The organism is Mycobacterium sp. NGS17 (assembly GCF_059813205.1).
Genome location: NZ_JCALED010000004.1, coordinates 252,587 through 278,369, shown reverse-complemented (window position 1 = coordinate 278,369; position 25,783 = coordinate 252,587). Strand labels below are relative to the sequence as shown.

The following is a 25,783-nucleotide window of genomic DNA, read 5'->3' as shown; positions in this document are numbered from 1 at the left end:
ACTTACTGTTTGGCCTACCTCAGAGCAGTCCGAGCAACTGCAGGTTGGTGATGTACTTGACGATCACCGGCGCCGACACGTGCGGAATGTCTTTGTCGGGACCGATTTTCGCTTCCTGCACGGCCGCACGGAACACATCGGTGGGCGCCATCGAGCCGTTGATCGGCTTTTCCGGCTCCTGGTAGTTGTGCAACAGCGGCAGCAGCGAGTACTGGCGCTGCCGATCCGGCAGGGCCCGCAGCGAGGTCTCGAACCGCCGCAGCCATTCGGAGTAATCGGCGATGCGCTCGATCGCATAGCCGGCCTCGACCAGCCAGTCGATGTACTCGTCGAGCCCGATGCCGTCGTCGTACGGGTTCATCACGTGGTACGTCTGGAAGCCGGTGTCGCTCTCGGTGATCTGCGTTCCCAGCGTCGAGATCGCCGCGGCGATGAACTCGACCGGCAGACCGTCGTAGTGTGCCCGCTGCCGGTTGCCCTCGGCGTCGAGCTCGTAGAACGAACCGGGCGCGATACCCGTGGCGACCAGGCTCAGCATCAGCCGGGTGAACATGTCCGGCAGGTTGAGCTGTCCGGCATACGTGGTGTCGGCCAGGATCATGTCGCAGCGGAACACCGCGACCGGCAGGCCGCACAGGTCGTGTGCCTCACGCAGTAGCACCTCGCCCGCCCACTTGCTGTTGCCGTAGCCGTTGGCGTAGTTGTCGTTGATCTCGCGGGTGGCGCTGATCTGCCGGATATCGGCGTTCTCGACGAACGTGCCGGGCCGGATCTGGTCGCCGACGCCGATCGTCGACACGTACGTGTACGGCTTTTGCTTGGACGTCAACGCAATCCGGATCAGCTCCGCGGTACCCAAGGCGTTGGGCCCGAACAGCTCGCTGTACGGCAACACGTGGTTGACCAGTGCCGCCGGGTCGACGATGACGTCGACCTCCTCGGCCAGGCGCTGCCAGGTCTGCTGGTCCAGGCCGAGGTTGGCCTCGCCCTTGTCTCCCGCGATCACCTCGAGGTGGTCGGCGGCCAACTGCTGGTAGTGCGCCAACAGTTTCGGGTCGCCGCTGTCGAAGGTCTTGTCCAGCCGGGCCCGCGCCTCCTCGTCAGACTTGGCCCGCACCAAGGCGATCACCTTGCCGTCGACCATGTCCATCCGCTCGAGCCAGTCCAGTGCCAGGTAGCGGCCCAAAAATCCGGTCGCACCGGTCAGCAGCACGGTGCGCACCTCGGTCGCCGGCTTCGGCAGGCTCGGCGCACCGGCCAGGGTCGCCTCGTCGATGAACTTGTCCAGCGTGAGGTCGCTGGCGTGCACCGTGGTGGCGCCGCGCCCGTGCACGGCGGCGAACGTCGGCCGCTTGGAGCCCTGGCGCTCGGCCTCGATGTAGGCGGCGACGGCTGCCAAGTCGTTGGCCGGGCTGACGATCACACCCACCGGCACGTCGACGTCGAAGATCTCGCGCAGCAGGTTGCCGAATGTCAACGCGGACAACGAGTCTCCACCCAGATCGGTGAAGTGCGCATCGGGGGCGATGTCGCCGGCCGCGGCACCCAGCATGGCGGCCGCGGCCCGGCTCACCGTCTGCAGCACGGGCGCGTCGGCGCCGCTGCGGCGCAGTTCGGCCAACTCGTTGGCCTGCCCCGCGGCCAGGTCGGCATAGATCTGCTCGAGCCGTTCGCCGTAGTGCTGCTTCAGCTTCGGCCACGCCAGTTTCCGGATCCCGGTCAGCAGACCGTTTTCCAGTGTGAACGGAGTGGTCTCGACGATGAAGTCGCGCGGCACCTCGTAGGACTGCAGGTCGGCCTCTTTGGCGACCTTCTGCAGCGAGTCGGCGATCTTCGGCTTGAGCGACTCGATGTCGCCCGACGCCAACGCCTCTTCGGTCGGCACCACGACGGCCAGCAGGTAGGGCTGAGAGCTGTTGCCGTAGACGTAGATCTGACGGATCAGCGGGCTGTTGCCGAACACCGCCTCCAGTTTGGCCAGCGTCACGAACTCGCCCTGCGCGAGCTTCAGCACGTTGTTGCGGCGGTCGACGTACACCAGCCGGTCCGGGGCGACCTCGGCGAACACGTCACCGGTCCGGTAGTAGCCGTCCTCGCTGAACACGTTGGCGGTGGTCTCGGCCCGCTTGTAGTAACCGGGGAACATGTTCTCGGTGCTCAGCAACAGCTCACCGCGCGGATGCGGCCGGTCGGTGCTGAAGTAACCGAGATCCGGAACGTCGACCAGCTTGTAGTCGATCACCGGCGGGCGCTGAATCTCCCCGTCGAACAACACCATTCCGGCCTCGGTCGAGCCGTAGCCGTCCATCAGGTGCATCTGCAGCAGCGACTCGGCCCACTTCTTCAGTTCCGGTGAGATGGGTGCGGAGCCCGTCATTGCGAAGATGAACCGCCCGCCCAGCAGGTACTGGCGCTGTTCGTCCAGGACCGCGGCCTCGACCACCTCGCGGTCCCCGCCGTCGGCCAGGCGACGCTCGACCTGGCGCTGGAATTCGCCGAACAGCGTCTCCCAGATGCGCGGAACGAAGTTCAGCTCGGTGGGGCGCGCCAACTCGAGGTCCTCGAGCAGGGTGGACAGGTCGCTGCGGGCCGCGAAGTAGGCGGTGCCGCCATTGCCCAGGGTGCCGTAGAGGATTCCGCGTCCCATGACGTGACTCATCGGCATGAAGTTGAGGGTGATCGACGCGGCGCTTTCGCCGAACCAGTTCTTGCTGCCGCGCCGCCACATCTTGCCGACGTTGCTCTGCGGGTACATCGCGCCCTTGGGGGCGCCGGTGCTTCCGGAGGTGTAGATCAGCAGGGCCAGCGAGTCCTCGTCGGTCTCCGGCTCGGCAACAGCCGGAAGGTCCTCGCCGCGCCGCAACGCGTCGGCGAGCTGCTCGACGGCGACGCCGGCGCCGGCCAGCCGCGCCACGGCGTTTTCCACGGCCTCGCGCTGGTCGTCGACCTCGGGCTGGTAGTCGAACACGACGAGCTTGCCGGGCACGTGGTCGCCGGACAGGATCAGCTCCACGGCGTCGGTCAGCTGGTTGACGCTCGACGCGATCAGGCTGGGCTCGGTCTCGGTCACGATCGGCTGCAGCGACGTGATCGCCGCGCTGGTCTGCAGCGGCACCGACACGGCGCCGATGGTGCCCAGCGCGATGTCGATGGTGGCGTAGTCAACGCTGTTGAAGCCCAGCACGCAGACGCGGTCACCGGGGTTGACCGAGTCACTGAGCCAGGCGCGGCCGAGGGCCGAAACCCGTTGGCCGAGTTCGCCATACGTGACGGTCTCGAAGCGGGGGAGCAGCTCGGCCGACGTGCGTCCGGTCGTGGCGTCCTTGACGAACTCGACGGCACGCTGCGCCAGCGCCGGCCGGTCGGCGTAGCCGTCCAGCACGGTCCGAATGATCTGGGGCAGCCGCAGCCCGGGCTTTTCGAGGGCGGCGGTGATCGCCGGATCCGGTCGGGCGGCAGCGAACTGCGGGTCGTTGGCAATGAGTTCTTCGACGCGACGGTCGAGTTGTTCGTCATGAATTGCAGTCGACATAGACAGATCCCTTGCAAATGAAAGTTAGCGAGTCAATATGCGCTGTCCGCGCTGACGTATAGAACGTTAGCTAAAGTAAAGGTATTCCACCATGATCCGACGTTCGTGGTGTTTGTGAGATTGCCCACGCGGGGCCTCCCAGGTGTTACAGGTCGCCGAGCAGTTCGCCGAGGATGTCGATGCCCTCGGCCAGCAGCTCGTCGCTGATGGTCAGTGGGGGCAGCAACCGGATGATGTTGCCGTACATGCCGCAGGTCAGGACGATCACTCCGGCGGCGGCCGCCGCGACGGACAGCTTCTGGGCCAGTTCCTTGTCGGGCTCGGCGGTTCCCGACTTCACCAGCTCGATGGCGATCATGGCGCCCCGGCCACGCACGTCGCCGATGCGGTCGTCGCCGGCCTGCAGGCGCAGCAGCGGCTCGGTGATCAGCCGTTCCAATTGCCGGGCCCGATCGATCAATCCGTCGTTCTCGATTGTCTCGATGGTGGCCAACGCGGCCGCGCAGGCCAGCGGGTTTCCGCCGAACGTGCCGCCCAGACCGCCGACATGCGGCGCGTCCATGATCTGTGCCCGGCCGGTGACCGCCGACAGCGGCAGACCGTCGGCGATCGCCTTCGCGGTGCAGATCAAGTCGGGCTCGATGCCCTCGTGCTCGCACGCGAACATCGCGCCGGAGCGCGCGAAACCCGTTTGCACCTCGTCGGCGATGAACACCACGTCGTTGTCGTGGCACCAGTCCAGCAGGGCGGGCAGAAAGCCCTCGGCCGGAACGATGAACCCGCCCTCGCCCTGGACGGGCTCGATGATGAGGGCGGCCAGGTTGTCGGCGCCGATCTGGCCGTCGATGACCTTGATGGCGCGCGCGGCGGCCTTCTCCCCGTCGGTGGCCAGTTCCTTGTCGACCAGGCCGTCGCGGTAGGGGTAGGACAGCGGCGCGCGGTATACCTCGGGCGCGAACGGGCCGAAGCCGCCCTTGTAGGGCATCGACTTCGCGGTCAGCGCCATGGTCAGGTTGGTGCGGCCGTGGTAGGCGTGGTTGAACGCCACGACGGCGGGCTTGCGGGTGTAGGCGCGTGCGACCTTGACGGCGTTCTCGACCGCCTCCGCGCCGGAGTTGAACAGCACCGAGCGCTTCTCACCGGAACCCGGGGTGATGCGGTTCAGCGTCTCCGCGACCGCGATGTAGGACTCGTACGGCGTCACCATGAAGCAGGTGTGGGTGAACTCGGCCACCTGCGCGCGGACCGCTTCGACGACGCGGGGCGACGAGTTGCCGATCGTGGTCACCGCGATGCCGGATCCCAGGTCGATCAGCCGATTGCCGTCGACGTCCTCGATGATGCCGCCGCCCGCGCGTGCCACGAATACCGGCACCGACACGTTGACCGCGTGCGACACCGCCGCCGCCCGGCGCTTGGTCAGTTCCAGCGATGCCGGACCGGGGATCTCCGTGACCAGCTGGCGAGTCTGCTCGAGGCTGGCCACCACATAACTCCCCTCCGCGGCGCGCGCGTCACGTCGCATCAAAAGCCTATCGAGCTTGACGCCGGCGGGCACTCGGTGCACCGTGGCGGACGGTCGCCGCAGGTGGCCTGCCAGACTGAACGGGCACACTGGACCCTTCGAGGTGCGCGAGCTCGCGGCACCGTCGGTCCCGATATTCACGACGAAAGACAGGCGCGTCCATGCAGAGCTTGATCCTGTTCCTGCCGTTCCTGCTCATCATGGGCGGGTTCATGTACTTGGCATCGCGCCGCCAGAAGCGTGCGATGCAGGCCACCATCGACCTGCACGAGTCGTTGCGTCCGGGCGACCGGGTGCACACCACGTCGGGCCTTCAGGCCACCGTCGTCGAGATCACCGATGACACCGTCGACCTCGAGATCGCACCCGGCGTGGTGACCACCTGGATGAAGCTGGCGATCCGCGACCGGATCCTGCCCGACGACGACGAAGACCTGGCCGACGGCGAGGGCTCCGCCGACGAGGGCTCGATCACCAAGGATTCCTGACGGGGATTCACCACCCGATCGCCGCCCACCGGCGGACCGCTTGCACCACGGGCAAGTGGGGGGCACGTAGGCTCTGTCCGGGGTAAGTAACCGATTTTCAAGGAGATAGAAGGAACGTGGCATCGTCTTCGGCGCCGGTGCACCCTGCCCGCTACCTGTCGGTCTTCTTGTTATTGCTCGTCGGCGTCTACCTGCTGGTGTTTCTCACCGGGGACAAGCGCGCCGCTCCCAAGCTCGGCATCGACCTCCAGGGCGGCACCCGCGTCACATTGACCGCGCGCACGCCGGACGGCTCTAAGCCCAGCCGTGAGGCGCTGGCGCAGGCCCAGCAGATCATCGGCGCCCGGGTCAACGGGCTCGGCGTCTCCGGCTCGGAGGTCGTCGTCGACGGCGACAACCTGATCATCACGGTTCCCGGGAACGACGGCAACGAAGCCCGCAACCTGGGTCAGACCGCCCGCCTCTACATCCGGCCCGTGCTCAACTCGATGCCGGCCCAGAGCGCCGAGCCCAAGCCGCCGGCGCGCCAGCCAGCGGGCGGTCAGCCGGCGCCTGGTCAGCCCGCTCCGGGCCAGCCCGCGCCCGCCCAGCCCGCGCCCGCCCAGCCGGCTCCGGGGCAGCCGGCGCCCGCTCACCCGGCTCCGGGGCAGCCGGCGCCCGCTCACCCGGGTGCCCAGCCCCGGCCGTATCCCCAAGACCCGCCGCCGCCCAGCCCAGCGCCCCCGGCTCCCGCTCCGGGAGGGCCCGCGGCGGAGGCGCCGCCCGGCGAAGCGCCCGCGCCGCCCGATCCGCGCAAGGAACTCGCCGACCGGATCGCCGACGAGAAGAAGTGGCGCCAGAGCGCACGCCAGGGCATTCAGTTCCTCGCCCTGCAGTTCCAAGCCACCCGCTGCGACAAAGAAGACATCCTGGCCGGCAACGACGATCCGGCCCAGCCGCTGGTCACCTGCTCGACCGACCACAAAGTCGCCTACCTGCTGGGCCCGTCGATCATCAGCGGTGACCAGATTCAGGACGCCACCTCCAGCCAGAACCAGCGCGGGATCGGCTACGTCGTCGACCTCCAGTTCAAGTCGGCCGCGGCCAACACCTGGGCCGACTTCACCGCCGCGCATATCGGCACCCAGACCGCGTTCACCCTGGACTCGCAGGTGGTCAGCGCGCCCATGATCCAGGAAGCCATTCCCGGCGGCCGGACTCAGATCAGCGGTGGCGATCCGCCGTTCACCGCCGCGACGGCCAAGCAGCTGGCCAACGTCCTCAAATACGGCTCGCTGCCGCTGTCCTTCGAGGCTTCGGAGGCCCAAACCGTCTCGGCGACACTGGGATTGACCTCGCTGCGAGCGGGGCTCGTCGCCGGCACCATCGGCTTGATCCTGGTGTTGCTGTATTCGCTGCTCTATTACCGGGTGCTGGGATTGCTCACCGCGCTGTCGCTAGCCGCTTCCGGGGCAATGATTTTCGCGATCCTGGTGATCCTGGGCCGGCAGATCAACTACACCCTGGATCTGGCGGGCATCGCGGGTCTGATCATCGGTATCGGCACCACCGCCGACTCGTTCGTCGTCTTCTTCGAGCGCATCAAAGACGAGATCCGTGAGGGCCGTTCGTTCCGATCGGCGGTGCCACGAGGCTGGGTGCGTGCCCGCAAGACGATCGTGTCGGGTAACGCCGTCACCTTCCTGGCCGCCGCGGTGCTCTACGCCCTGGCCATCGGCCAGGTGCGGGGATTCGCCTTCACGTTGGGCCTCACCACGGTCCTCGACATCGTGGTGGTGTTCCTGGTGACCTGGCCGCTGGTGTACCTGGCGTCCAAGTCCCCGACGCTGGCAAAGCCGGCCTACAACGGCCTGGGCGCCGTTCAGCGGGTCGCCCGCGAACGGCGGGCTTCGGCGCAGGTGAAGACGGGACGGGGATAGCGCATGACTTCCTCCAAAGCCTCCAAAGACGCTACCGAGATCACCGAAGCCTCCGAGGGCGCGACCGAGTTGACCGGCAGCAGCGCCGCGGGCGTGCCGCATCACGGCTTCCTGTCGCGGCTCTACACCGGCACCGGCGCGTTCGAGGTGGTCGGGCGGCGCCGGTTGTGGTTTGGCATCAGCGGTGCCATCGTCGCCGTCGCCGTCCTGAGCATCCTGTTGCGCGGCTTCACCTTCGGCATCGACTTCAACGGCGGCACGACGGTGTCGATGCCCGCCGCCGGGGCCGCGGGCACCGTGCAGACCTCGCAGGTCTCCGAGGTGTTCCACAAGGCCATCGGCAACGATCCGGAGTCGGTGGTCGTCGTCGGCAACGGCGCGGGCGCGACCGTGCAGATCCGTTCGGAAACGCTGACCAACGACCAGACGACCAAGCTGCGCAACGCCCTGTTCGACGCCTTTCACCCCAAAGGCGCCGACGGCAAGCCCAGCAAGCAGGCCATCAGCGACGCCGCGGTCTCCGAGACCTGGGGTGACCAGATCACCGATAAGGCGCTGATCGCGCTCGCCGTCTTCCTGGTGCTGGTCGGCGTCTACATCATGGTCCGCTACGAGCGCTACATGGCCGTCTCCGCGCTGACCACCATGGTCTTCGACCTGAGCGTCACCGCCGGGGTGTACTCGCTGGTCGGTTTCGAGGTCACGCCGGCCACCGTCATCGGCCTGCTGACGATTCTGGGTTTCTCCCTGTACGACACCGTCATCGTGTTCGACAAGGTCGAGGAAAACACCCACGGCTTCCAGCACACCACCCGCCGCACGTTCGCCGAGCAGGCCAACCTGGCGATCAACCAGACGTTCATGCGCTCCATCAACACCAGCCTGATCAGCGTGCTGCCGGTGCTGGCGCTGATGGTCGTGGCGGTGTGGCTGCTGGGCGTCGGCACCCTGAAGGACCTCGCGCTGGTGCAGCTGGTCGGCATCCTGGTGGGCACCTACTCGTCGATCTTCTTCGCCACGCCGCTGCTGGTCACCCTGCGCGAGCGCACCGAGCTGGTGCGCACCCACACCCGACGCGTGATGCGGCGCCGCGGCCCCGGCTCGGGCGCGACGGCCGACACCGACGGCGGCGACACCGAAACCGCCGACGAAGCGGAAGAAACGGCGGCCGCGGCCCAGCCGCCCAAGCCCGCACCCAGCAAGCCGGCGCCGGGCGCCCGCCCGGTGCGGCCGACCGGGACGCGGCGTCCCACCGGCAAGCGGAACGTCGGCCGGCGGTAGGCCCATGGCCACCAGGTACCCCGGGACTGGGGCCGATCGTGGCGGGCTCGTCGGCCGCCGCGGGGTAGCCGGGTGGATCGCCGCCGGATTGGCGCTGGTGCTGGCGGCGGGCTTCACGCTGACCGGCTGCGCGGGTAGCGCCGCGTCCCAGGTCGACTATGTGGTCGACGGCCCGCTGTCCACCTACAACACCAACACCGTCGCCGGCGCCGCGTCGGCCGGAGCGCAGGCGTTCGCCCGCACGCTCACCGGCTTCAGCTATCACGGCCCCGACGGGCAGATCGTCGCCGACCGCGACTTCGGCACCGTGTCGGTGGTCGGCGGCACGCCGCTGGTGCTCGACTACCAGATCGCCGACAACGCCGTCTACTCCGACGGCAAGCCGGTGACCTGCGACGACATCGTGCTCGCCTGGGCGGCTCAGTCCGGCAGGTTCCCCGACTTCCACGCCGCCAGCCAGGCCGGGTACCTGGACATCGCCAACGTCGAATGCATGCCCGGGCAGAAGAAGGCGCGGGTGTCCTTCATCCCGGACCGTGGCGTCGTCGACTACAACCAGCTGTTCACCGCGACCTCGCTGATGCCGTCGCACGTCATCGCCGACCAGCTCAACGTCGACGTCACCGCGGCCCTGCTCAGCAACAACGGACCCCTGGTGGCCCAGATCGCCAAGTTGTGGAACACCATCTGGGACCTCAAGCCCGGGGTCGACCTCAAGCGCTTCCCGTCGTCGGGTCCGTACAAGATCGAATCCGTCCTGGACCGCGGCGCGGTGGTGCTCGTGGCCAACGACCGGTGGTGGGGGCCCAAGGCCATCACCAAGCGGGTGACCGTGTGGTCGCAGGGACCCGACATTCAGGACCGGGTCAACAACCGCAGCGTCGACGTGGTCGACGTCGCCGCGGGCTCCTCGGGGGCGCTGACCACGCCCGACAACTACGAGCGCTCCGACGGGCCGTCGAACGGCATCGAGCAGCTGATCTTCGCCCCGCGGGGGCCGCTGGCGGCGCCCAATGCCCGCCGCGCGGTCGCGCTGTGCACGCCGCGCGATTCGCTGGCCAAAGACGCGGGGACACCGATCGCCAACTCGCGCCTGGACCCGGCCACCGATGATGCGGTGTCGGCCGGCGACGGGGCCGCCGAGGCCGGCCCGTTCAGCAAGTCCGATCCGGCCGGCGCGCGCAAGGCGCTGGGCGGTGCGCCGCTGACGGTCCGGATCGGATACCAGGGACCCAACGCGCGATTGGCGGTCAACGTCGGCGTCATCGCCAAGGCGTGCGGCGCGGCCGGCATCACCGTCTCCGCCGTCATTCTGGACGGCCCGGGTCCACAGGCGCTGCGGGACGGCAAGATCGACGCGTTGCTGGCCAGCACCGGCGGGGCCACCGGCAGCGGGTCGTCGGGGTCGTCGACGCTCGACGCCTACGCCCTGCACACGGGCAACGGCAACAACCTGTCCGGGTACTCGAATTCCCAGGTCGACAACGCGATCGGCGCGCTGGCCGTTTCGGCCGACGCCGCCGAACGAGCCCGGCTGCTGACCGAAACCGCCCCGGTACTGTGGGGCGACCTGCCCACCCTGCCGCTGTACCGGCAGCAGCGCACGTTGCTGAGCTCCAAGAAGATGTACGCGGTGAGCAAGAACCCGACGCGGTGGGGCGCGGGCTGGAACATGGACCGATGGGCCCTCATCCAGTGAGGCCCCGATGAGCGACCCCGCGCCGGTGGCCGAGCTGATCGCGTCGCTGACGCGCAAGGTGGCCGACTTTCCCAAGCCGGGGGTCCAGTTCAAGGACCTCACCCCGGTGTTCGCGGACGCGACGGCGATGACGGCGATCACCGGCGCGTTGGCCGAGATCGCGTCCGGCGCGGATCTGGTGGCCGGCATCGAGGCCCGGGGTTTCCTGCTGGCCGCGGCCGTCGCCGAGCGGTTGCAGACCGGCGTGCTGGCCATTCGCAAGGCCGGGAAATTGCCCCCGCCCGTCCACGCCGAGCGCTACGACCTGGAATATGGCAGCGCGACGCTGGAAATCCCCGCGGACGGCCTGGACCTGCGCGGACGCAACATCGCGATCATCGACGACGTGCTGGCCAGCGGCGGGACCCTGGCCGCGGCGGCCAGGCTGCTCGAGCGCGCCGGCGCGAATGTGACGGCGGCGGCGGTGGTGTTCGAACTCGGCGCGCTGGGCGGCCGCGAAGCGGTCGCGCCGTTGGCGGTGCACAGCCTGACTTGCGAGTAGCGCTTTTGCATTGGAGATATCCTCGATTTCGGAGGTGACCAACGTGGCGGAGGAAAACAGCGCGGCGCAAGCGCTTGACGCGCCCACCAACGCCCCGGAGTCGCCGGCCATCACCCAGCCGATGGAGATTCCGGAGCCGCCGGCCGAATCCCTGAAAACGTCCAGCAGCGCGTCGCGGCGGGTCCGGGCCAGGCTGGCCCGCCGGATGACCGCCCAGCGCAGCACGCTCAACCCGGTGCTGGAACCGCTGGTGGCCGTGCACCGGGAGATCTACCCGAAGGCGAACGTGTCGCTGCTGCAGCGCGCCTTCGAGGTCGCCGACCACCGGCACGCCAGCCAGTTACGCCATTCCGGCGACCCCTACATCACGCACCCGCTGGCCGTCGCGACCATCCTGGCCGAATTGGGCATGGACACCACCACTTTGGTGGCCGCGCTGTTGCACGACACCGTCGAGGACACCGGGTACACCCTGGACGCCTTGAGCGAGGAATTCGGTGAAGAGGTGGGCCATCTGGTCGATGGCGTCACCAAACTCGACCGGGTGGTGCTGGGCAGCGCCGCCGAGGGCGAGACCATCCGCAAGATGATCACCGCTATGGCGCGCGATCCGCGCGTGCTGGTGATCAAGGTCGCCGACCGGCTGCACAACATGCGTACCATGCGGTTCCTGCCGCCGGAGAAGCAGGCGCGCAAGGCCCGCGAGACGCTGGAAGTCATTGCGCCCCTTGCTCATCGGCTGGGCATGGCCAGCGTCAAATGGGAGTTGGAAGACCTGTCGTTCGCGATCCTGCATCCCAAGAAGTACGAGGAGATCGTTCGGCTGGTCGCTGGGCGCGCGCCGTCGCGGGACACCTACCTGGCCAAGGTCCGCGCCGAGATCGTGAATACCCTTGGCGCGTCGAAGATCAAGGCGACGGTGGAGGGCCGGCCCAAGCACTATTGGTCGATCTACCAGAAGATGATCGTCAAGGGCCGCGACTTCGACGACATCCACGACCTGGTCGGCATCCGCATCCTGTGCGACGAGATCCGGGACTGCTATGCCGCTGTCGGCGTGGTGCATTCGCTGTGGCAGCCGATGGCGGGGCGGTTCAAGGATTACATCGCCCAGCCGCGCTACGGCGTCTACCAGTCGCTGCACACCACCGTCGTGGGCCCGGAAGGCAAGCCGCTGGAGGTGCAGATCCGCACCCGCGACATGCACCGCACCGCCGAATACGGCATCGCAGCGCACTGGCGCTACAAGGAAGCCAAGGGGCGCAACGGCGTTCCGCATCCGCACGCCGCGGCCGAGATCGACGACATGGCCTGGATGCGCCAGCTGCTCGACTGGCAGCGTGAGGCCGCGGACCCGGGCGAGTTCCTCGAGTCCCTGCGCTATGACCTTGCGGTGCAAGAGATTTTCGTGTTCACCCCCAAGGGTGATGTGATCACCCTGCCCAACGGTTCCACGCCGGTGGACTTCGCCTACGCGGTGCACACCGAGGTCGGCCACCGCTGCATCGGCGCCCGCGTCAACGGGCGGCTGGTCGCGCTGGAACGCAAGCTGGAAAACGGGGAAGTCGTCGAGGTTTTCACCTCCAAAGCGGCCAACGCCGGGCCGTCGCGAGACTGGCAGCAATTCGTGGTCTCGCCGCGCGCCAAGGCCAAGATCCGCCAGTGGTTCGCCAAGGAGCGTCGCGAGGAGGCGCTCGAATCCGGCAAGGACGCCATGGCCCGCGAGGTGCGTCGCGGTGGACTTCCGTTGCAGCGCTTGGTCAATGGCGAAACGCTGGCGGCGGTGGCCCGCGAACTGCACTACACCGACGTCTCCGCGCTCTACACCGCGATCGGTGAGGGCCACGTGTCGGCCCGGCACGTCGTGCAGCGGCTGCTGGCCGAACTCGGCGGCATCGACCAGGCCGAGGAAGACCTCGCCGAACGGTCCACGCCGACAACGATGTTGCGCCGGCCGCGCAGCAGCGACGACGTCGGCGTCTCGGTTCCCGGCGCCCCCGGCGTGCTTACCAAGCTGGCGAAATGCTGCACCCCGGTCCCCGGCGACCAGATCATGGGATTCGTCACCCGCGGCGGCGGAGTGAGCGTGCACCGCACCGACTGCACCAATGCGGCCTCGCTGCAGCAGCAGGCCGAGCGCATCATCGAGGTGCATTGGGCGCCGTCGCCGTCGTCGGTGTTTCTGGTGGCCATCCAGGTCGAGGCGCTCGACCGGCACCGGCTGCTCTCGGACGTCACCCGCGTGCTGGCCGACGAGAAGGTCAACATCCTGTCCGCGTCGGTCACCACCTCCGGTGACCGGGTTGCGATCAGCCGCTTCACCTTTGAGATGGGTGACCCCAAGCATCTGGGCCACCTGCTCAACGTCGTGCGCAACGTCGAAGGCGTCTACGACGTCTACCGCGTGACCTCCGCGGCGTGATCCGAGTCCGGCCCTAACTCAGTCGCACCGAGGTGATCTTCACCGGGTCGGTGGGCGCACCGCTCTGACGATTGCCGGCGATGCCGGCCCGCGCGATCTTGTCCAGGGTCTCGAGGCCGGCCCGGTCGATGGTCCCGAGCACGGTGCTCTGCGGTTCCATCTCGGAATCCTTGAAGATCAATGCGAATTGGCTGCCGTTGGTGTTGGGTCCCTCGGTGGCCATGACGATGGTGCCGCGCGGGTATACCACCGTCGCGCGCAACGCGGGGTCGTCGGACTTGTATTGGTCGGTGGGGTACTCGTCGGCGAATTCGTAACCGGGGCCACCGGATCCGTCCACCTCGGGGCCGCCGCACAACAGTGATCCGCCGTCTTGGGAGCTGATCAATCGGGCGCATTGGGTGCCGTCGAAGAACTGCTGCTTGACCAGGCTGACGAAGCTGTTCACCGCGCACGGGGACTCCGAATTCGCCAACCGGATGGCGATGTCTCCGACGTTGGTGGAGATGACGGCGCCGATCTGCGGGGGAGTGGTGGACACCCGGCCCGGCGGCGGCGGGTTCACCGGCCGGGTGACCGGGTCCGGCACCGATCGATATTGGCAGTTGGCGCCCAGATCGGGCGGCGGCGCGAACGCGGGCAGCGGCGGCACCGCCGCCGGGTTGGTCGTGCCGGGGCCGGATGCGGTCCGGCCGGGGACCCCGGCCGGGGTCTGGGTGGCGCCCGCGCTGTTGGCGGAGCCGTGGCTCTGGCTCACCAGCGCGATGACCAACGCCGCCACCGCGGTCAGCGCCAGCGCCGATGCGCCGACGATGCTGACCAGCAAGCGCCGCGAATGCGTTGGGCGGCCGTGCCGTAACCGCGCATCGGGTTTGCTGTCCGGCGGGCGAGGCGCGGGCCCCGGTGGCGACGCACCGGGCGGTGGCGGCGTCGGCGACGCGGACCCGAAAGGCCCGGCTGCAGGACTGCCCAACGCGGCGCGGGCGGCCTCGGCGAGCTCCATCGCCGACTGGTAGCGGTGTTCGAGGTCCTTGGCCATGCCGCGCGCGACCACCGCGTCCAGCCCCGGAGGCAGCCCGGGCACGCTGGTCGACGGCTGGGGCGGCGGAATGGTCAAGTGCGCGTTGAGCTGTTCTTCGAGGCTCTCACCCGGGAAGGGGCGCTTGCCGGTCAGGCATTCCTGCAGGACGCAGGCCAGCGAGTAGATATCGGCGCGGTGATCCGTTGTGCCCCTGAAACGTTCGGGCGCCATGTACGCGACGGTCCCCATCGTGTGTCCGGTTTGCGTCAGGGCCGTGTCGGCGGAGCTGCGGGCGATGCCGAAGTCGATCAGGTAGACGAAATCCCGTGCGGTGGTGACCAAGATGTTCTTCGGCTTGATGTCGCGGTGGATCAATCCCGCCGCGTGCGCGCTATCCAGCGCCGCGGCAACCTGTTCGACCACCGCGACCGCGCGCTCGGGCCTCAGCCGGCCGCCGTTCTCGGTGATGTAGTCGACCAGATCGCGGCCCTCGATCAGCCGCATGTCGACGTAGAGCCGGCCGTCGATTTCGCCGTAGCTGTGGATGGGCACCACGTGCGGGTCGTTCAGCCTGGCGGCAATGCGTGCCTCGCGCCGGAACCGCTGCTGAAACTCGTGGTCCTCGGCCAGGTTTGCGGGCAGGACCTTCAGCGCGACGACCCGATCGGTGGTGGCATCAAAAGCGCGGTAGACCTGTCCCATGCCACCGCGCCCCAAGACTTCGAGCAATTGATATTGCCCGAATGACTCTCCCGCCACGCAACGACAATAAGCCGTCGGTCGCGGCCGTCGCGTGATTCTCGCGAATCCCGGTCTGCGTTGCGCCGCTGTGGATTCAGTCGAGCAGGACCGAGGTGATGGTGACCTCGGTGGCGGGCGCCCCGTCCTCACCGCCACCTGCGACGCCGGCCTTAGCGATCTTGTCCAGGGTGGCCAGTCCGTCGGGCTGGATGGTGCCGAACACGGTGTATTGCGGCGGCAGCTGGGAGTCCTTGTACACCAGGAAGAATTGGCTGCCGTTGGTGCCGGGGCCGGCATTGGCCATGGCCAGGGTGCCGCGCGGGTAGAGCACTGGCTCCTGCGCCTTGGGGTCGTTCGGCGGATACTGATCGGTCGGGTACTCGTTGGCGAATTGGTAGCCGGGCCCGCCGGTACCGTCGCCCTTCGGGTCGCCGCACTGCAAGACACCCAGGCTCTGCGAGGTGGTCAGCCGGTGGCACTTGGTGTTGTCGAAGTATTTCTGGCTGGCGAGGCTCGCGAAACTATTGACGGTGCAAGGTGATTCGTTGTTCGCCAGCATCAGGCCGATGTGACCCTGGTTGGTCACCATGCTGGCGCTCACCTGGGCGGGGTCGGTGGGCACCTTGCCGGTTCGCGGCGGCTTGACCTGCTTGGCCGCCGGCTCCGGCGAGGCCGGGTACTGACAGTTGGCGCCCACGTCGGCCGAGGGCTTGAACGGCGGCAGCGGCGCGGCGGACGGCGGCGGTCCGGCGGGAGTGCTGGACTCTATAGATGAGCTGCTGCTGGTGGTCGTCGACGCCGCGGTGTTGCCCTTGTGGTCGTGCTTGGTGTTGACGATCGCGATCACCACCGCCACGACCACGGCCACCGCTACGATCGAGCCGGTCGCGATCAGCACGATCCGGCGCGTCTTGGCCTGCTTCGCGCGCCGCTCCAGCTGCCGTTCGAGCTTGCGCTTGGCGTTGGCACGTCGCTGTTCGTTGGTCGGCACGGCCGCTATGCCTCCATGGTTGGTGAGTCGGAATCTCGCTGAACCGGTGAGCTGCCAGCTCAGGCTAATGTGGGCGCCGCGACTCGTGTCAAGTGGGGCCGTGGGAAACTGGGCATCGTGTTGATCACCGGATTTCCCGCCGGCATGTTGCAGTGCAACTGCTACGTGCTGGCGCAGCGGCCGGGAACGGACGCCGTCATTGTGGATCCGGGGCAGCGGGCGATGGGCCCGTTGCGAAACCTCCTGGACAAGCACAGGCTGACGCCGGCTGCGGTGCTGCTGACCCACGGGCACATCGACCACATGTGGTCGGCGCAGAAGGTCTCCGACACCTACGGCTGCCCGACCTACATCCACCCCGAGGACAGGTTCATGCTCACGGACCCGATCTACGGCTTGGGCCCGCGCCTGGCGCAAATGGTCGCGGGCGCGTTCTGGCGGGAGCCCAAGCAGGTCGTCGAGCTGGACCGCGACGGCGACAAGCTGGACCTGGGCAGCGTGACCGTGAACGTCGATCACAGCCCCGGGCACACTCGGGGGTCGGTGCTGTTCCGGGTCCTCGCGGCGAGCAAGGAGGGAACGGACGTGGTGTTCACCGGCGACACGCTGTTCGAGCGCTCCATCGGCCGCACGGACCTGTTCGGTGGCAGCGGACGCGACTTGCTGACCTCGATCGTGGACAAACTCTTGGTCCTCGACGACGCGACCGTGGTGCTGCCCGGGCACGGCAATGCCACCACCATCGGCGCCGAGCGGCGCCTCAACCCGTTCCTCGAAGGCCTGTAAGCCCGTGCCGGAATTTTCTGCTTTTTCGGCGCCCAAAGGCGTGCCGGACTACGTCCCGCCGGACTCGGCACAGTTCGTCGCGGTGCGCGACGGCCTGCTCGGGGCCGCCCGCCGGGCCGGCTACGGCGATATCGAGCTGCCGATCTTCGAAGACACCGCCCTGTTCGCCCGCGGCGTCGGCGAATCCACCGACGTGGTCTCCAAGGAGATGTACACGTTCGCCGACCGGGGCGATCGCTCGGTGACGCTGCGGCCCGAGGGGACCGCCGGCGTGGTGCGCGCGGTGATCGAACACGGCTTGGATCGCGGCGCCTTGCCGGTCAAACTCTGCTACGCGGGGCCGTTTTTCCGCTACGAGCGTCCGCAGGCCGGCCGTTATCGCCAGCTGCAGCAGGTCGGCGTGGAGGCGATCGGCGTCGACGACCCCGCGCTGGACGCCGAGGTGATCGCGATCGCCGACGCCGGCTTTCGCTCGCTCGGGCTCGACGGCTTCCGCCTGGAAATCACCTCGCTCGGTGACGACAGCTGCCGGCCGCAGTACCGGGAACTGTTGCAAGACTTCCTTTTTGCGCTCGACCTCGACGAGGAAACGCGACGGCGGGCGCAGATCAATCCGCTGCGGGTGCTCGACGACAAGCGGCCGGAGGTGCGTGCGATGACGGCCGACGCTCCGGTGCTGCTCGATCACCTGTCCGATGCGGCCAAGCAGCACTTCGATACCGTGCTGGCCCACCTGGATGCGATGGCAGTGCCCTACGTGCTGAACCCCCGCATGGTGCGCGGGCTGGATTACTACACCAAGACCACGTTCGAATTCGTGCACGACGGCCTGGGCGCGCAGTCCGGCATCGGCGGCGGCGGCCGCTACGACGGCCTGATGCGCCAGCTCGGCGGACAAGACTTGTCCGGCATCGGTTTTGGGCTCGGCGTGGACCGCACGCTGCTGGCGCTGCGCGCCGAGGGCAAGAGCGTGGGGGAGACGGCGCGCTGCGAGGTGTTCGGCGTGCCGCTGAGCGAGCAGGCCAAATTGCGGCTGGCGGTGCTGTCCGCACAGCTGCGGGCCGGCGGTGTTCGCGTCGACATGGCCTACGGCGACCGTGGTCTCAAGGGTGCGATGCGCGCGGCCGACCGTTCCGGAGCCCGGCTTGCGCTGGTCCTCGGCGACCGCGACATCGAGTCCGGCACGGTCGGTGTGAAGGATCTGATGACGGGGGAGCAGGTCCCCGTCGCGCTGGACTCGGTTGTCGCCGAAGTGCTTTCGCGCCTAGCTCGCTAGCCTGCCGCCCTAATGCGGCAGGTTGGCCAGGTAGCACCGCACTCGGGTGGCGGCGTCGCTCGGGCTGACTCCCATGGTCACTAATCTCTGAACCACCTGGTCCGCGGGTACACCGGAACCGATGTCGGTATCGATCACATGCAGGCTGGGGAACCAATTTTCCGCGCTCACCCCCGGCGGCGGGGGCTTCGCGTCGCCTCCTAGGCATTGAACGTAACCAGGGACGCCCGTTTCGGCATGAGCTGACGAGATCCCGATCAGCATGGCGACGGGCATGGCCGCCGCCGCAGCGACACAGATGAAACGCATGCGGGCATTATCCCGCGTCCACATTGTTTGACCAAGCTCGAAATTCGGCGATGCCCGGTGCGCGCGCCTACGTCACCGCCCGGGAAGCGCCTTTCAGCTTTTCTTGCTGGGAATAATGATGATGACGATCAATGTGAGGATCGAGAAGAACAAGCCGAGAATTCCCCATCCCAGCGGGTTGCGGCCCTTCATCATTGCGATCACTCCGCAGATTATTGCCGCGATAATGCTGCCGATGGCGACGAAAATCCCCTTGATGCCGCGCAGGATAAAGCCTGCGGCGACGGGGTCCGAACTCGCCAAAATCACCGAGTGCAACATGACCAGTCCTTTCGTGAGGGGCCTGGTCGTTATACCCGGACAAATGCGGCGTGAAACCGCATCCCCTATAGACCCGGTCGCCCGAAACTCAATGAACGACATCGCGTGTGGGGATGGTGGCGTTGAACTTATCCGGCGGGATAACCGCGGCGCACCGTACGGTCCAGAATTCCCAGAGTCGCCCGCAGGGCGCCCTCGGACAAAATCGGGAAAATTCCGGCTTCCCGCCACTGCGGGTCGATGTTCGACCAGTCGTAGAACGACGTGACCACGGTGGCCGAACCGTCTTCGGACGGCGCCAGCGCATAGCCGTAGACGTGGCCGAGCGGCGGCTTGATCTGGCCCAGAACCGTCCACGCGATCAGGCGATCCTGCTCGAACTCCCTGATGTCGACGGTGACGTCGTATTTGCCCAATTCTGGGAAATCGTTTAAAGATTCGCGGTCCATGTGAACGACGAACTGATCACCCACGCCCCGCACCGGATCACCGTCGGCCGCCTGCAGCATCCCCGACGAGTCGATTGCGACGTGGCCCTGGGGGTCACACAGCACGGCGAAGATGGCCGGTGCAGCGGCGGCGATGGTGCGGGAAGTCTCGATGCGGTCGGTCATATGTCCTCGCAGCCGGGTGGGGCGATACGTTCCGCAGCTTAACCCCGTTGGTTCGTCCATCCTTCGCCGCGTTCGTGATGTTGAGGTGTCGTAGCCCCATGCGATAATCGAACCTATGTTCGAAGACGTGATCGCTCGGTTCGACGAGTTGATCGAGCGCCACCATCCCTCGGCGACGCCGGCGTCCGCCGAACTGCTGGAGCGGATCGGTGCGTTTTCGCGGGTCGAGAACCGCGCGGCGGCCCAGCAGTTGACGGCGATCGGAGACTTGTTCGCGTACCGGCTGTCGCGCTGTTCCGAGTGCGAGGACTGGGCGGTCGACACCGAGGCGGCGGTGAGCGCGGAAGTGGCCGCGGAGTTGCGGATCAGTCAGGGACTGGCCGCTAGCCGAGTGCGGTACGCCCGCGCGATGCGCGAACGGCTGCCTCAGGTTGGTGGCGTCTTCCGGGCCGGTGACCTCGATTTTCGGTTGTTCGCCACGATCGTCTATCGCACCGACCTGATCACCGACCGTGACGTGTTGGCCGCGGTCGACGCCGAGTTGGCGACCAAGGTGCCACGCTGGCCGTCGATGACGCAGGGGCGGCTGGCCGCGCAAGTGGACAAGATTGTGGCCAGAAACGATGCCGATGCGGTGCGCCGGCGCACCGAGCGGCGGGCCGACCGGCAGGTTTGGATCGCCGATATGGAGGGCGGCCTGGCCCACCTGGAAGGCAGTCTGCTGAGCCCGGATGCGCACGCGCTGGATCGGCGGTTGGACGCATTGGCGGCCACGGTATGCGAGAAGGACCCCCGCAGCCGTGACCAACGCCGCGCCGATGCGGTGGGCGCGCTGGTTGCCGGCGCGGATCGGTTGGGGTGCCGGTGCGCGTCCCCGGGTTGCACCGCGGGGAAACGAGGCGCCCCCGGGCCTGTGGTAATCCATGTGATCGCAGAGCATTCCACCCTGGATGGGGGCCCGGGTCCGGGCGTCGAGGTGGGTGCTGAGGGGTTGATCCCGCCGGAGCTGATAGCCGAGCTGGCCGCGTCGGCGAGGCTGGTGCCGCTGGTCCACCCGGCCGACTCCGCACCCGAGCCGCACTATGCGCCATCGAAGGCTTTGGCAGATTTCGTGCGGTGTCGAGATTTGACCTGCCGCTGGCCCGGGTGCGACTGTCCGGCCACCGAATGCGATGTGGACCATACGATTCCCTACAGCGATGGCGGGCCTACCCACGCGTCGAACCTCAAGTGCTACTGCCGCACTCATCATTTGGTGAAAACGTTCTGGGGGTGGCGCGACCAGCAGCTACCCGACGGCACGCTGATCTTGACGTCCCCGTCCGGACACACGTATGTCACCACCCCGGGCAGCGCGCTGCTGTTCCCCGGTTTGTGCCGACCCACTGCCGAGGTGTCGCTGCCCGACCGTCCGAGAGCGGGCGGCGATCGTTGTGGCGAGCGCGACGCGATGATGCCCAAACGTCGCACCACCCGCGCTCAAAACCGCGCCCATCGCGTCGCCACCGAACGCAGGCAGAACCACCAAGCGCGGCAAGCGAAACGTCGAGAACGCGAGGCCGCCTACTTCGGTCCCGCACCGCCGGCCGACGGCGACGACGATCCACCGCCATTCTGATCGGCGGCCAATGGTTTGACCGGCCGCGGTGCTTGACTCACCCTCGAACTAGTGTTCGAATAGCGGGCATGCGGTGGGCAAACCAGGCCGTCGCGGTCAACGGGAAGCCCGTCGAGGACGGGGCGTTGCCGGGGCTGCAACGCATCGGTTTCCTGCGCAGCGTGCGCTCGCCGCAGTTCGACGGGATCACCTTCCACGAGGTGGTGTGCAAGTCCGCGTTGAACAAGGTGCCGAACGCGTCGGCGCTGCCGTTCCGCTACACCGTCAACGGCTACCGCGGCTGCTCGCACGCGTGCCGATACTGCTTCGCGCGGCCCACCCACGAATACCTGGAGTTGAACTGCGGCAACGACTTTGACACTCAGGTTGTCGTCAAGACCAACGTCGCCGAGGTGCTGCGCCGCGAGCTGCGGCGGCCCTCCTGGCAGCGCGAGACCGTCGCCCTGGGCACCAACACCGACCCGTACCAGCGGGCGGAGGGACGCTACGCGCTGATGCCCGGCATCATCGGCGCCCTGGCCGAATCGGGCACGCCACTGTCGATCCTGACCAAGGGCACGTTGCTGCGTCGCGACCTGCCGCTGCTCACGAGTGCCGCGGCGCAGGTTCCGGTCTCGGTCGCGGTGTCGCTCGCCGTCGGCGATCCAGAGCTGCACCAGGACGTCGAGCCGGGCACGCCCACACCGCAGGCCCGCTTGAATCTGATCAGCGCCATCCGGGCCGCGGGGCTGGACTGTCACGTGATGGTCGCGCCGGTGCTGCCGCATCTCACCGATTCCGTGGAGCACCTCGACGGGCTGCTCGGCCAGATCGCGGCGGCCGGCGCCAACAGCGTCACGGTTTTCGGCCTGCATCTGCGCGGTTCGACCCGGGGTTGGTTCATGGGATGGCTGGCGCGCTCGCATCCCGAGCTGGTCGGCCGCTATCGCGAGCTGTACCGCCGCGGGGCCTACTTGCCGCCGGATTATCGGGCCGCGTTGCGGGAGCGGGCCGCACCGCTGATCGCCAAGTATCGACTGGCGGGCGACCACCGCCCGTTCTCGCAGGCGCTCTCGGTCGCGCCGGCGCCGGAACCCGTTCAGCCGACGTTGTTTTGACCTGAACCGCGCTAGCCGGCCCCGTCCGCACGCGGCTTGGTGAGTGTGAACTCGTCGATGACGGCGACTTCACCGAACGGACCACGCAGCGCGTAGTGCGTCGCCTTGATCGTGGTGCTGCCGCCGGGCTGGCCCGGGTCGACGTCGAAAGCCGCGAAGCCGTACGGGTTTTCGCGGTCGCGGAATGCCGACCATGGTGCATCCTCGAGGACGTATCGCGGGGCCTTGCGTCTGAGCCCTGGATCGAAAGCACCCACACCGGTCACCACCCGGCACCGTGGCTCGGGGAAGAACATCGCGTTGCTCGGCGCCGACGTGCCACCACCGCCGATGACGAGGTGCACCGTTCCCCGCGTGGCGTCGATGAGATCGCTGCGCGTGTCGACCGGTATCGGCGTGCGGGTGTCGGTCCCCAGCGTGCCGCGCAGCGGATGCGATCGCTCGTAGTGGTGTTCGTGGCCGCACACCACCAGATCGACCTGGTACTGGTCGAACAGCGGCAGCCATTCCTCGCGGATGCCCAGGTCGGCCCCGTTGGTCTTGTCGGCGGTGGAGATCGCCGTCTGGTGCATGCACACCACGACCCAGTCGATGTCAGGGTCTCGCCGGGCCGCAGCGAGTTCCTTTGCAAGCCAGCGTTTTTGCTCACCGCCGGAGTAGCCGTGCACATAGAAGTTGCCGCCATCCTGGAAGGCGACGTCGTCGTTGCTCAGGCTGATCACCCGCACGGAGCCGGCCGTGAACGAGTACCACATGCCGCGGGTCTCCGGGCTCGACCGGGAATCGGGAACCGCGAAGAAGGCCTGGTAAGCGCCGAAACCGATTGGCCCGTTACCCAACTCGTTCTCGTGATTGCCCGCGGCCGGCATCCAGGGCCGGTGTCGCGCCGAGCGGGTGTTGTTCTCGAACCAGTTCGACCAGGTGCGCACCCGGTCTTGGGCCAGGTTGGCGTAGCACAGGTCGCCATTGATCAGGTTGAACAGCGGCCCCATCCGTTCGATCGCCATCGTGGTGTCGGCGGCGGCCGGCGAGCCGATGTTGTCGGTGGCGTACCTGCCGTCAGGCATCCTGGCCAGCGCCGGTGTGGACTGGTCGCCGAAGCTGGTGAACAGCAGTCGCTTTCGGCCGACCGGGGCGGTGCGCACCGTGCCCGGCTCGGGTTGTGCGCCGTCGTGCATCGCCGCATACACGTAGTCGGTGTCCGGGGTCAGGTTGGTCAGCCGCGCATGGTTGACGCGAACCTCGGTGCCCGACTTCGCGTCCCGGTAGGTGCGGGTTTCCGCGGCAACGGTGCGGCCGAAGCCGGATGTCGGCGTCCCGACCATGACCCGCGGATTGCGGACCGCGTCGGTGGTGTGCCAGGAGACCACCACCTCGGTGCCGGCGTTCCTCCCGAACTGTAGGTGCAGCCCGCCGACCGGTGGCGCGCCGTGGCGGTCGGGCTGCAGCCAGGCCATCGGGCTTCTCGGGCGGGACCCCAGCAGCACGGCGCCGCCGCCGAGGCTCACCCCGAGGGCTGCCGAGACCGCCCCGGTCGTCAGCAACCGGCGGCGGGTCACCGGCGCTGCGGCGATAGCGGCCGGTGTCGGTGCCGCCTGCGGCTCATCGCTCATGCTTGCTTCATACCGCAGCCGCGCGACCACGGGCACGGCTGCCGGTAAACAGCGAACCGCCGCTAACGAATCCGGTAGCGTTTTCGATATGACGAACGTGCATAAGACAGCGAGCGCGATCTCAGCGGTGATGCTGGCAACGGCCACGGGGGCGGTGCTGACGGCGGGGACGGCCCATGCGGAAGGCCACCAGGTGACCTACACGGTGACGAGCCCCAACAATGTGACCGCCACCGTCAACTACGTGAATGCCGATCCCCCCAGCCAGGCGGCCTACAACGCGGACCCGTCGAAGTTCATGACCAGCGTCCAGGCCCCGCTCAGCGCGGGAACCCCGGTCACCTACACCGCCACCTTGGCCAACCCGAACCAGTCGGCGAGGATCAGCGCCAGCGGCATGCTGCACTGGCCGGATTCGGGCAACGGTCCGGCCTCGTTCCACTGCGAGATCGCCGTGGACGGCCAGGTGATCGCGCAGCAGGACGCCACCACCACCGTCACCTGCGCGGCCTAGGGAAGAACACCTAGCCCGGGTAATCGACGCGCGTTCGCTGATGGCGAACACCGTCGTGGTCCACATGGACGACGCTCAAGCCGGTGTGCTGCCGGGTTCGGCGTGCGCGACGACGACGACTTCGGCGCGTGCGACGCCGACGGCCCGTATGTTATGGCTGACCGAGGCGTCGAAATACGCGCTGTCGCCGGCCTCGAGTGTGAATGTCTGGTCGCCATAGTCGAATTCGATGGTTCCGGCATGCACGAACATGAATTCCTGCCCGGCATGCGTGGGATGAGGATCGTCGGCCAGCTGCTCGGTCGGGCGAACCACGAACGGCGACATCGTCTTTCCCAGCAGTGACGAGGCGAGCACCCGATAGCGCTCACCGTCGGCGCTGCCGGTGGCACGTTCGACGGTGATCTTCTCCTGCGCCGCGTCCTCGGAGAACAGCCGCCCGACGTCGACCTCGAGGGCCTTGGCCACCTTGAGGGCCACCGCGATCGACGGCGTGCTGCGTCGGCGTTCGATCTTGGACAGATAGCTCTTGGTCAGTCCGGTCTGCTGGGCCAGCGCCTCGAGCGTGAGGCCGCGTTGCCTGCGGACCGCGCGCAACAATGCGGTCATGGGCGACCCCTCTCATGACACAAGGTTTCCTACAGTGATACTATTGTGTCATACCGCCGAGGGAGCCGATATGGCCAGCACGTTCACCGATTCGAAGTCCGATTTGATGCGCCGGGCCGCCGAGCAGTTGACCGCGAACGTCGCCGACGCGCAATTCACCACGCGCCAGAAGCTGGCCCTGACGTGCCGGGCGCTGTTCGACGCCGGGCATGACTCCGGGCTGGCCGGGCAGATCACCGCCCGGGCCGAGGCGGACGGCACCTATTACACCCAGCGGCTGGGCCTGGGGTTCGACGAGATCACCGACGGCAACCTGCTTTTGGTCGACGAGGACCTCAACGTCCTCGACGGGGACGGAATTGCCAACCCCGCCAACCGTTTTCACAGCTGGATCTATCGCGCCCGGCCCGACGTCCAGTGCATCGTGCACACCCACGCGTTTCACGTGGCGGCGCTGTCGATGCTGGAAGTCCCGTTGATCGTCTCCCACATGGACACCACGCCGCTCTACGGCGACTGCGCATTCTTGCCGAAATGGCCGGGCGTGCCCGTCGGCAACGAAGAGGGCGAGATCATCACCGCCGCGCTCGGCGACAAGAAGGCTGTGCTGCTGGCGCATCACGGCCACGTCATCGCCGGCGCCAGCGTCGAGGAGGCGTGCTCGTTGGGAATCCTCATCGAGCGCGCCGCCAAGCTGCAGCTGGCCGCCATGGCCGCCGGCACCGTCAAGGAACTGCCCGAAGAACTCGCCCGCGAAGCCCATGACTGGACGTTGTCACCGCAACGCAGCCGCGCCAACTTCGCCTACTACGCCCGCCGGGCGCTGGCCCGGCACCCCGACGTGTTGACCAGCTGAGGAGCCGAGC

Annotated in this window: 21 protein-coding genes; 12 read left to right on the top strand and 9 right to left on the bottom strand. The window is 67.8% G+C overall.

All coding sequences use genetic code 11. The features are described 5' to 3' along the window. Positions 1-19 precede the first annotated feature (19 nt). Together car and gabT are read right to left on the bottom strand one after the other, a co-directional pair. Positions 20-3,532, bottom strand: coding sequence for a carboxylic acid reductase (gene car, locus AC5Y7E_RS11315; protein WP_499948982.1), 3,513 nt, complete (start codon positions 3,530-3,532; stop codon positions 20-22). Between the two features lie 145 nt (positions 3,533-3,677). Next, positions 3,678-5,018, bottom strand: coding sequence for a 4-aminobutyrate--2-oxoglutarate transaminase (gene gabT, locus AC5Y7E_RS11310; protein ID WP_499949192.1), 1,341 nt, complete (start codon positions 5,016-5,018; stop codon positions 3,678-3,680). A gap of 200 nt (positions 5,019-5,218) precedes the next feature. Here gabT and yajC point away from each other — a divergent pair, with 200 nt between their 5' ends. The 6 genes from yajC (at position 5,219) to AC5Y7E_RS11280 (ending at position 13,407) form a co-directional block, all read left to right on the top strand. Beyond that, positions 5,219-5,545 carry a preprotein translocase subunit YajC gene (gene yajC / locus AC5Y7E_RS11305; RefSeq protein WP_499919585.1) on the top strand — a complete coding sequence of 109 codons (327 nt, stop codon included), beginning with the start codon at positions 5,219-5,221 and terminating at the stop codon, positions 5,543-5,545. Positions 5,546-5,661: 116 nt separating this feature from the next. Then, positions 5,662-7,464 (top strand): protein translocase subunit SecD, encoded by a 1,803-nt coding sequence (gene secD / locus AC5Y7E_RS11300; protein ID WP_499948980.1) that lies wholly within the window; start codon positions 5,662-5,664, stop codon positions 7,462-7,464. Between the two features lie 3 nt (positions 7,465-7,467). Continuing rightward, positions 7,468-8,745, top strand: a complete 1,278-nt coding sequence (gene secF / locus AC5Y7E_RS11295) for a protein translocase subunit SecF (RefSeq protein ID WP_499948979.1) — start codon at positions 7,468-7,470, stop codon at positions 8,743-8,745. Between the two features lie 4 nt (positions 8,746-8,749). Next, positions 8,750-10,444 carry an ABC transporter substrate-binding protein gene (locus tag AC5Y7E_RS11290; RefSeq protein WP_499948978.1) on the top strand — a complete coding sequence of 565 codons (1,695 nt, stop codon included), beginning with the start codon at positions 8,750-8,752 and terminating at the stop codon, positions 10,442-10,444. A 7-nt stretch (positions 10,445-10,451) separates the two neighbouring features. After that, entirely contained in the window at positions 10,452-10,985 is a 534-nt protein-coding gene (locus AC5Y7E_RS11285) for an adenine phosphoribosyltransferase (RefSeq protein WP_499948976.1), read from the top strand. A gap of 43 nt (positions 10,986-11,028) precedes the next feature. Continuing rightward, complete coding sequence (locus AC5Y7E_RS11280) at positions 11,029-13,407, top strand: RelA/SpoT family protein (RefSeq protein WP_499948975.1); 2,379 nt, start codon at positions 11,029-11,031, stop codon at positions 13,405-13,407. 13 nt (positions 13,408-13,420) lie between these two features. Here AC5Y7E_RS11280 and AC5Y7E_RS11275 read toward each other — a convergent pair whose 3' ends face one another. Then, positions 13,421-15,130, bottom strand: coding sequence for a protein kinase domain-containing protein (locus AC5Y7E_RS11275; protein ID WP_499949190.1), 1,710 nt, complete (start codon positions 15,128-15,130; stop codon positions 13,421-13,423). A 133-nt stretch (positions 15,131-15,263) separates the two neighbouring features. Further along, positions 15,264-16,160: a peptidylprolyl isomerase gene (locus AC5Y7E_RS11270; RefSeq protein WP_499948974.1), complete on the bottom strand. Its 897-nt coding sequence runs from the start codon at positions 16,158-16,160 to the stop codon at positions 15,264-15,266. A gap of 117 nt (positions 16,161-16,277) precedes the next feature. Here AC5Y7E_RS11270 and AC5Y7E_RS11265 point away from each other — a divergent pair, with 117 nt between their 5' ends. Together AC5Y7E_RS11265 and hisS are read left to right on the top strand one after the other, a co-directional pair. After that, positions 16,278-16,946: an MBL fold metallo-hydrolase gene (locus AC5Y7E_RS11265; protein WP_499948973.1), complete on the top strand. Its 669-nt coding sequence runs from the start codon at positions 16,278-16,280 to the stop codon at positions 16,944-16,946. 4 nt (positions 16,947-16,950) lie between these two features. Beyond that, positions 16,951-18,222, top strand: a complete 1,272-nt coding sequence (gene hisS, locus AC5Y7E_RS11260; RefSeq protein WP_499948971.1) for a histidine--tRNA ligase — start codon at positions 16,951-16,953, stop codon at positions 18,220-18,222. A gap of 9 nt (positions 18,223-18,231) precedes the next feature. Here hisS and AC5Y7E_RS11255 read toward each other — a convergent pair whose 3' ends face one another. The 3 genes from AC5Y7E_RS11255 to AC5Y7E_RS11245 form a co-directional block, all read right to left on the bottom strand. Beyond that, positions 18,232-18,531, bottom strand: a complete 300-nt coding sequence (locus AC5Y7E_RS11255) for a hypothetical protein (RefSeq protein WP_499919597.1) — start codon at positions 18,529-18,531, stop codon at positions 18,232-18,234. A 93-nt stretch (positions 18,532-18,624) separates the two neighbouring features. Then, complete coding sequence (locus AC5Y7E_RS11250; RefSeq protein ID WP_499948970.1) at positions 18,625-18,852, bottom strand: deoxyribodipyrimidine photolyase; 228 nt, start codon at positions 18,850-18,852, stop codon at positions 18,625-18,627. 128 nt (positions 18,853-18,980) lie between these two features. Next, positions 18,981-19,466, bottom strand: a complete 486-nt coding sequence (locus tag AC5Y7E_RS11245) for an SRPBCC family protein (protein ID WP_499919599.1) — start codon at positions 19,464-19,466, stop codon at positions 18,981-18,983. 115 nt (positions 19,467-19,581) lie between these two features. Here AC5Y7E_RS11245 and AC5Y7E_RS11240 point away from each other — a divergent pair, with 115 nt between their 5' ends. Both AC5Y7E_RS11240 and AC5Y7E_RS11235 read left to right on the top strand, forming a co-directional pair. Next, positions 19,582-21,084 (top strand): HNH endonuclease signature motif containing protein, encoded by a 1,503-nt coding sequence (locus AC5Y7E_RS11240; RefSeq protein ID WP_499948969.1) that lies wholly within the window; start codon positions 19,582-19,584, stop codon positions 21,082-21,084. A 68-nt stretch (positions 21,085-21,152) separates the two neighbouring features. Then, entirely contained in the window at positions 21,153-22,181 is a 1,029-nt protein-coding gene (locus AC5Y7E_RS11235; protein WP_499948967.1) for an Rv2578c family radical SAM protein, read from the top strand. Between the two features lie 11 nt (positions 22,182-22,192). Here the strand turns inward: AC5Y7E_RS11235 and AC5Y7E_RS11230 are convergent, their stop codons facing one another. After that, a complete protein-coding gene (locus AC5Y7E_RS11230) occupies positions 22,193-23,794 on the bottom strand; it encodes a purple acid phosphatase family protein (RefSeq protein WP_499948966.1) in 1,602 nt (533 codons plus the stop codon). Positions 23,795-23,882: 88 nt separating this feature from the next. Here AC5Y7E_RS11230 and AC5Y7E_RS11225 point away from each other — a divergent pair, with 88 nt between their 5' ends. After that, positions 23,883-24,308, top strand: a complete 426-nt coding sequence (locus AC5Y7E_RS11225) for an Rv2576c family protein (RefSeq protein ID WP_499948964.1) — start codon at positions 23,883-23,885, stop codon at positions 24,306-24,308. Between the two features lie 75 nt (positions 24,309-24,383). On the opposite strand, the gene AC5Y7E_RS11220 is transcribed toward AC5Y7E_RS11225, so the two are convergent. Further along, the gene (locus AC5Y7E_RS11220; RefSeq protein WP_499948963.1) at positions 24,384-24,917 is read right to left on the bottom strand and encodes a helix-turn-helix domain-containing protein; all 534 of its coding nucleotides are present in this window, start codon (positions 24,915-24,917) and stop codon (positions 24,384-24,386) included. Positions 24,918-24,987: 70 nt separating this feature from the next. Here AC5Y7E_RS11220 and AC5Y7E_RS11215 point away from each other — a divergent pair, with 70 nt between their 5' ends. Then, positions 24,988-25,773, top strand: a complete 786-nt coding sequence (locus AC5Y7E_RS11215) for an aldolase (RefSeq protein WP_499948962.1) — start codon at positions 24,988-24,990, stop codon at positions 25,771-25,773. Positions 25,774-25,783: the final 10 nt, after the last annotated feature.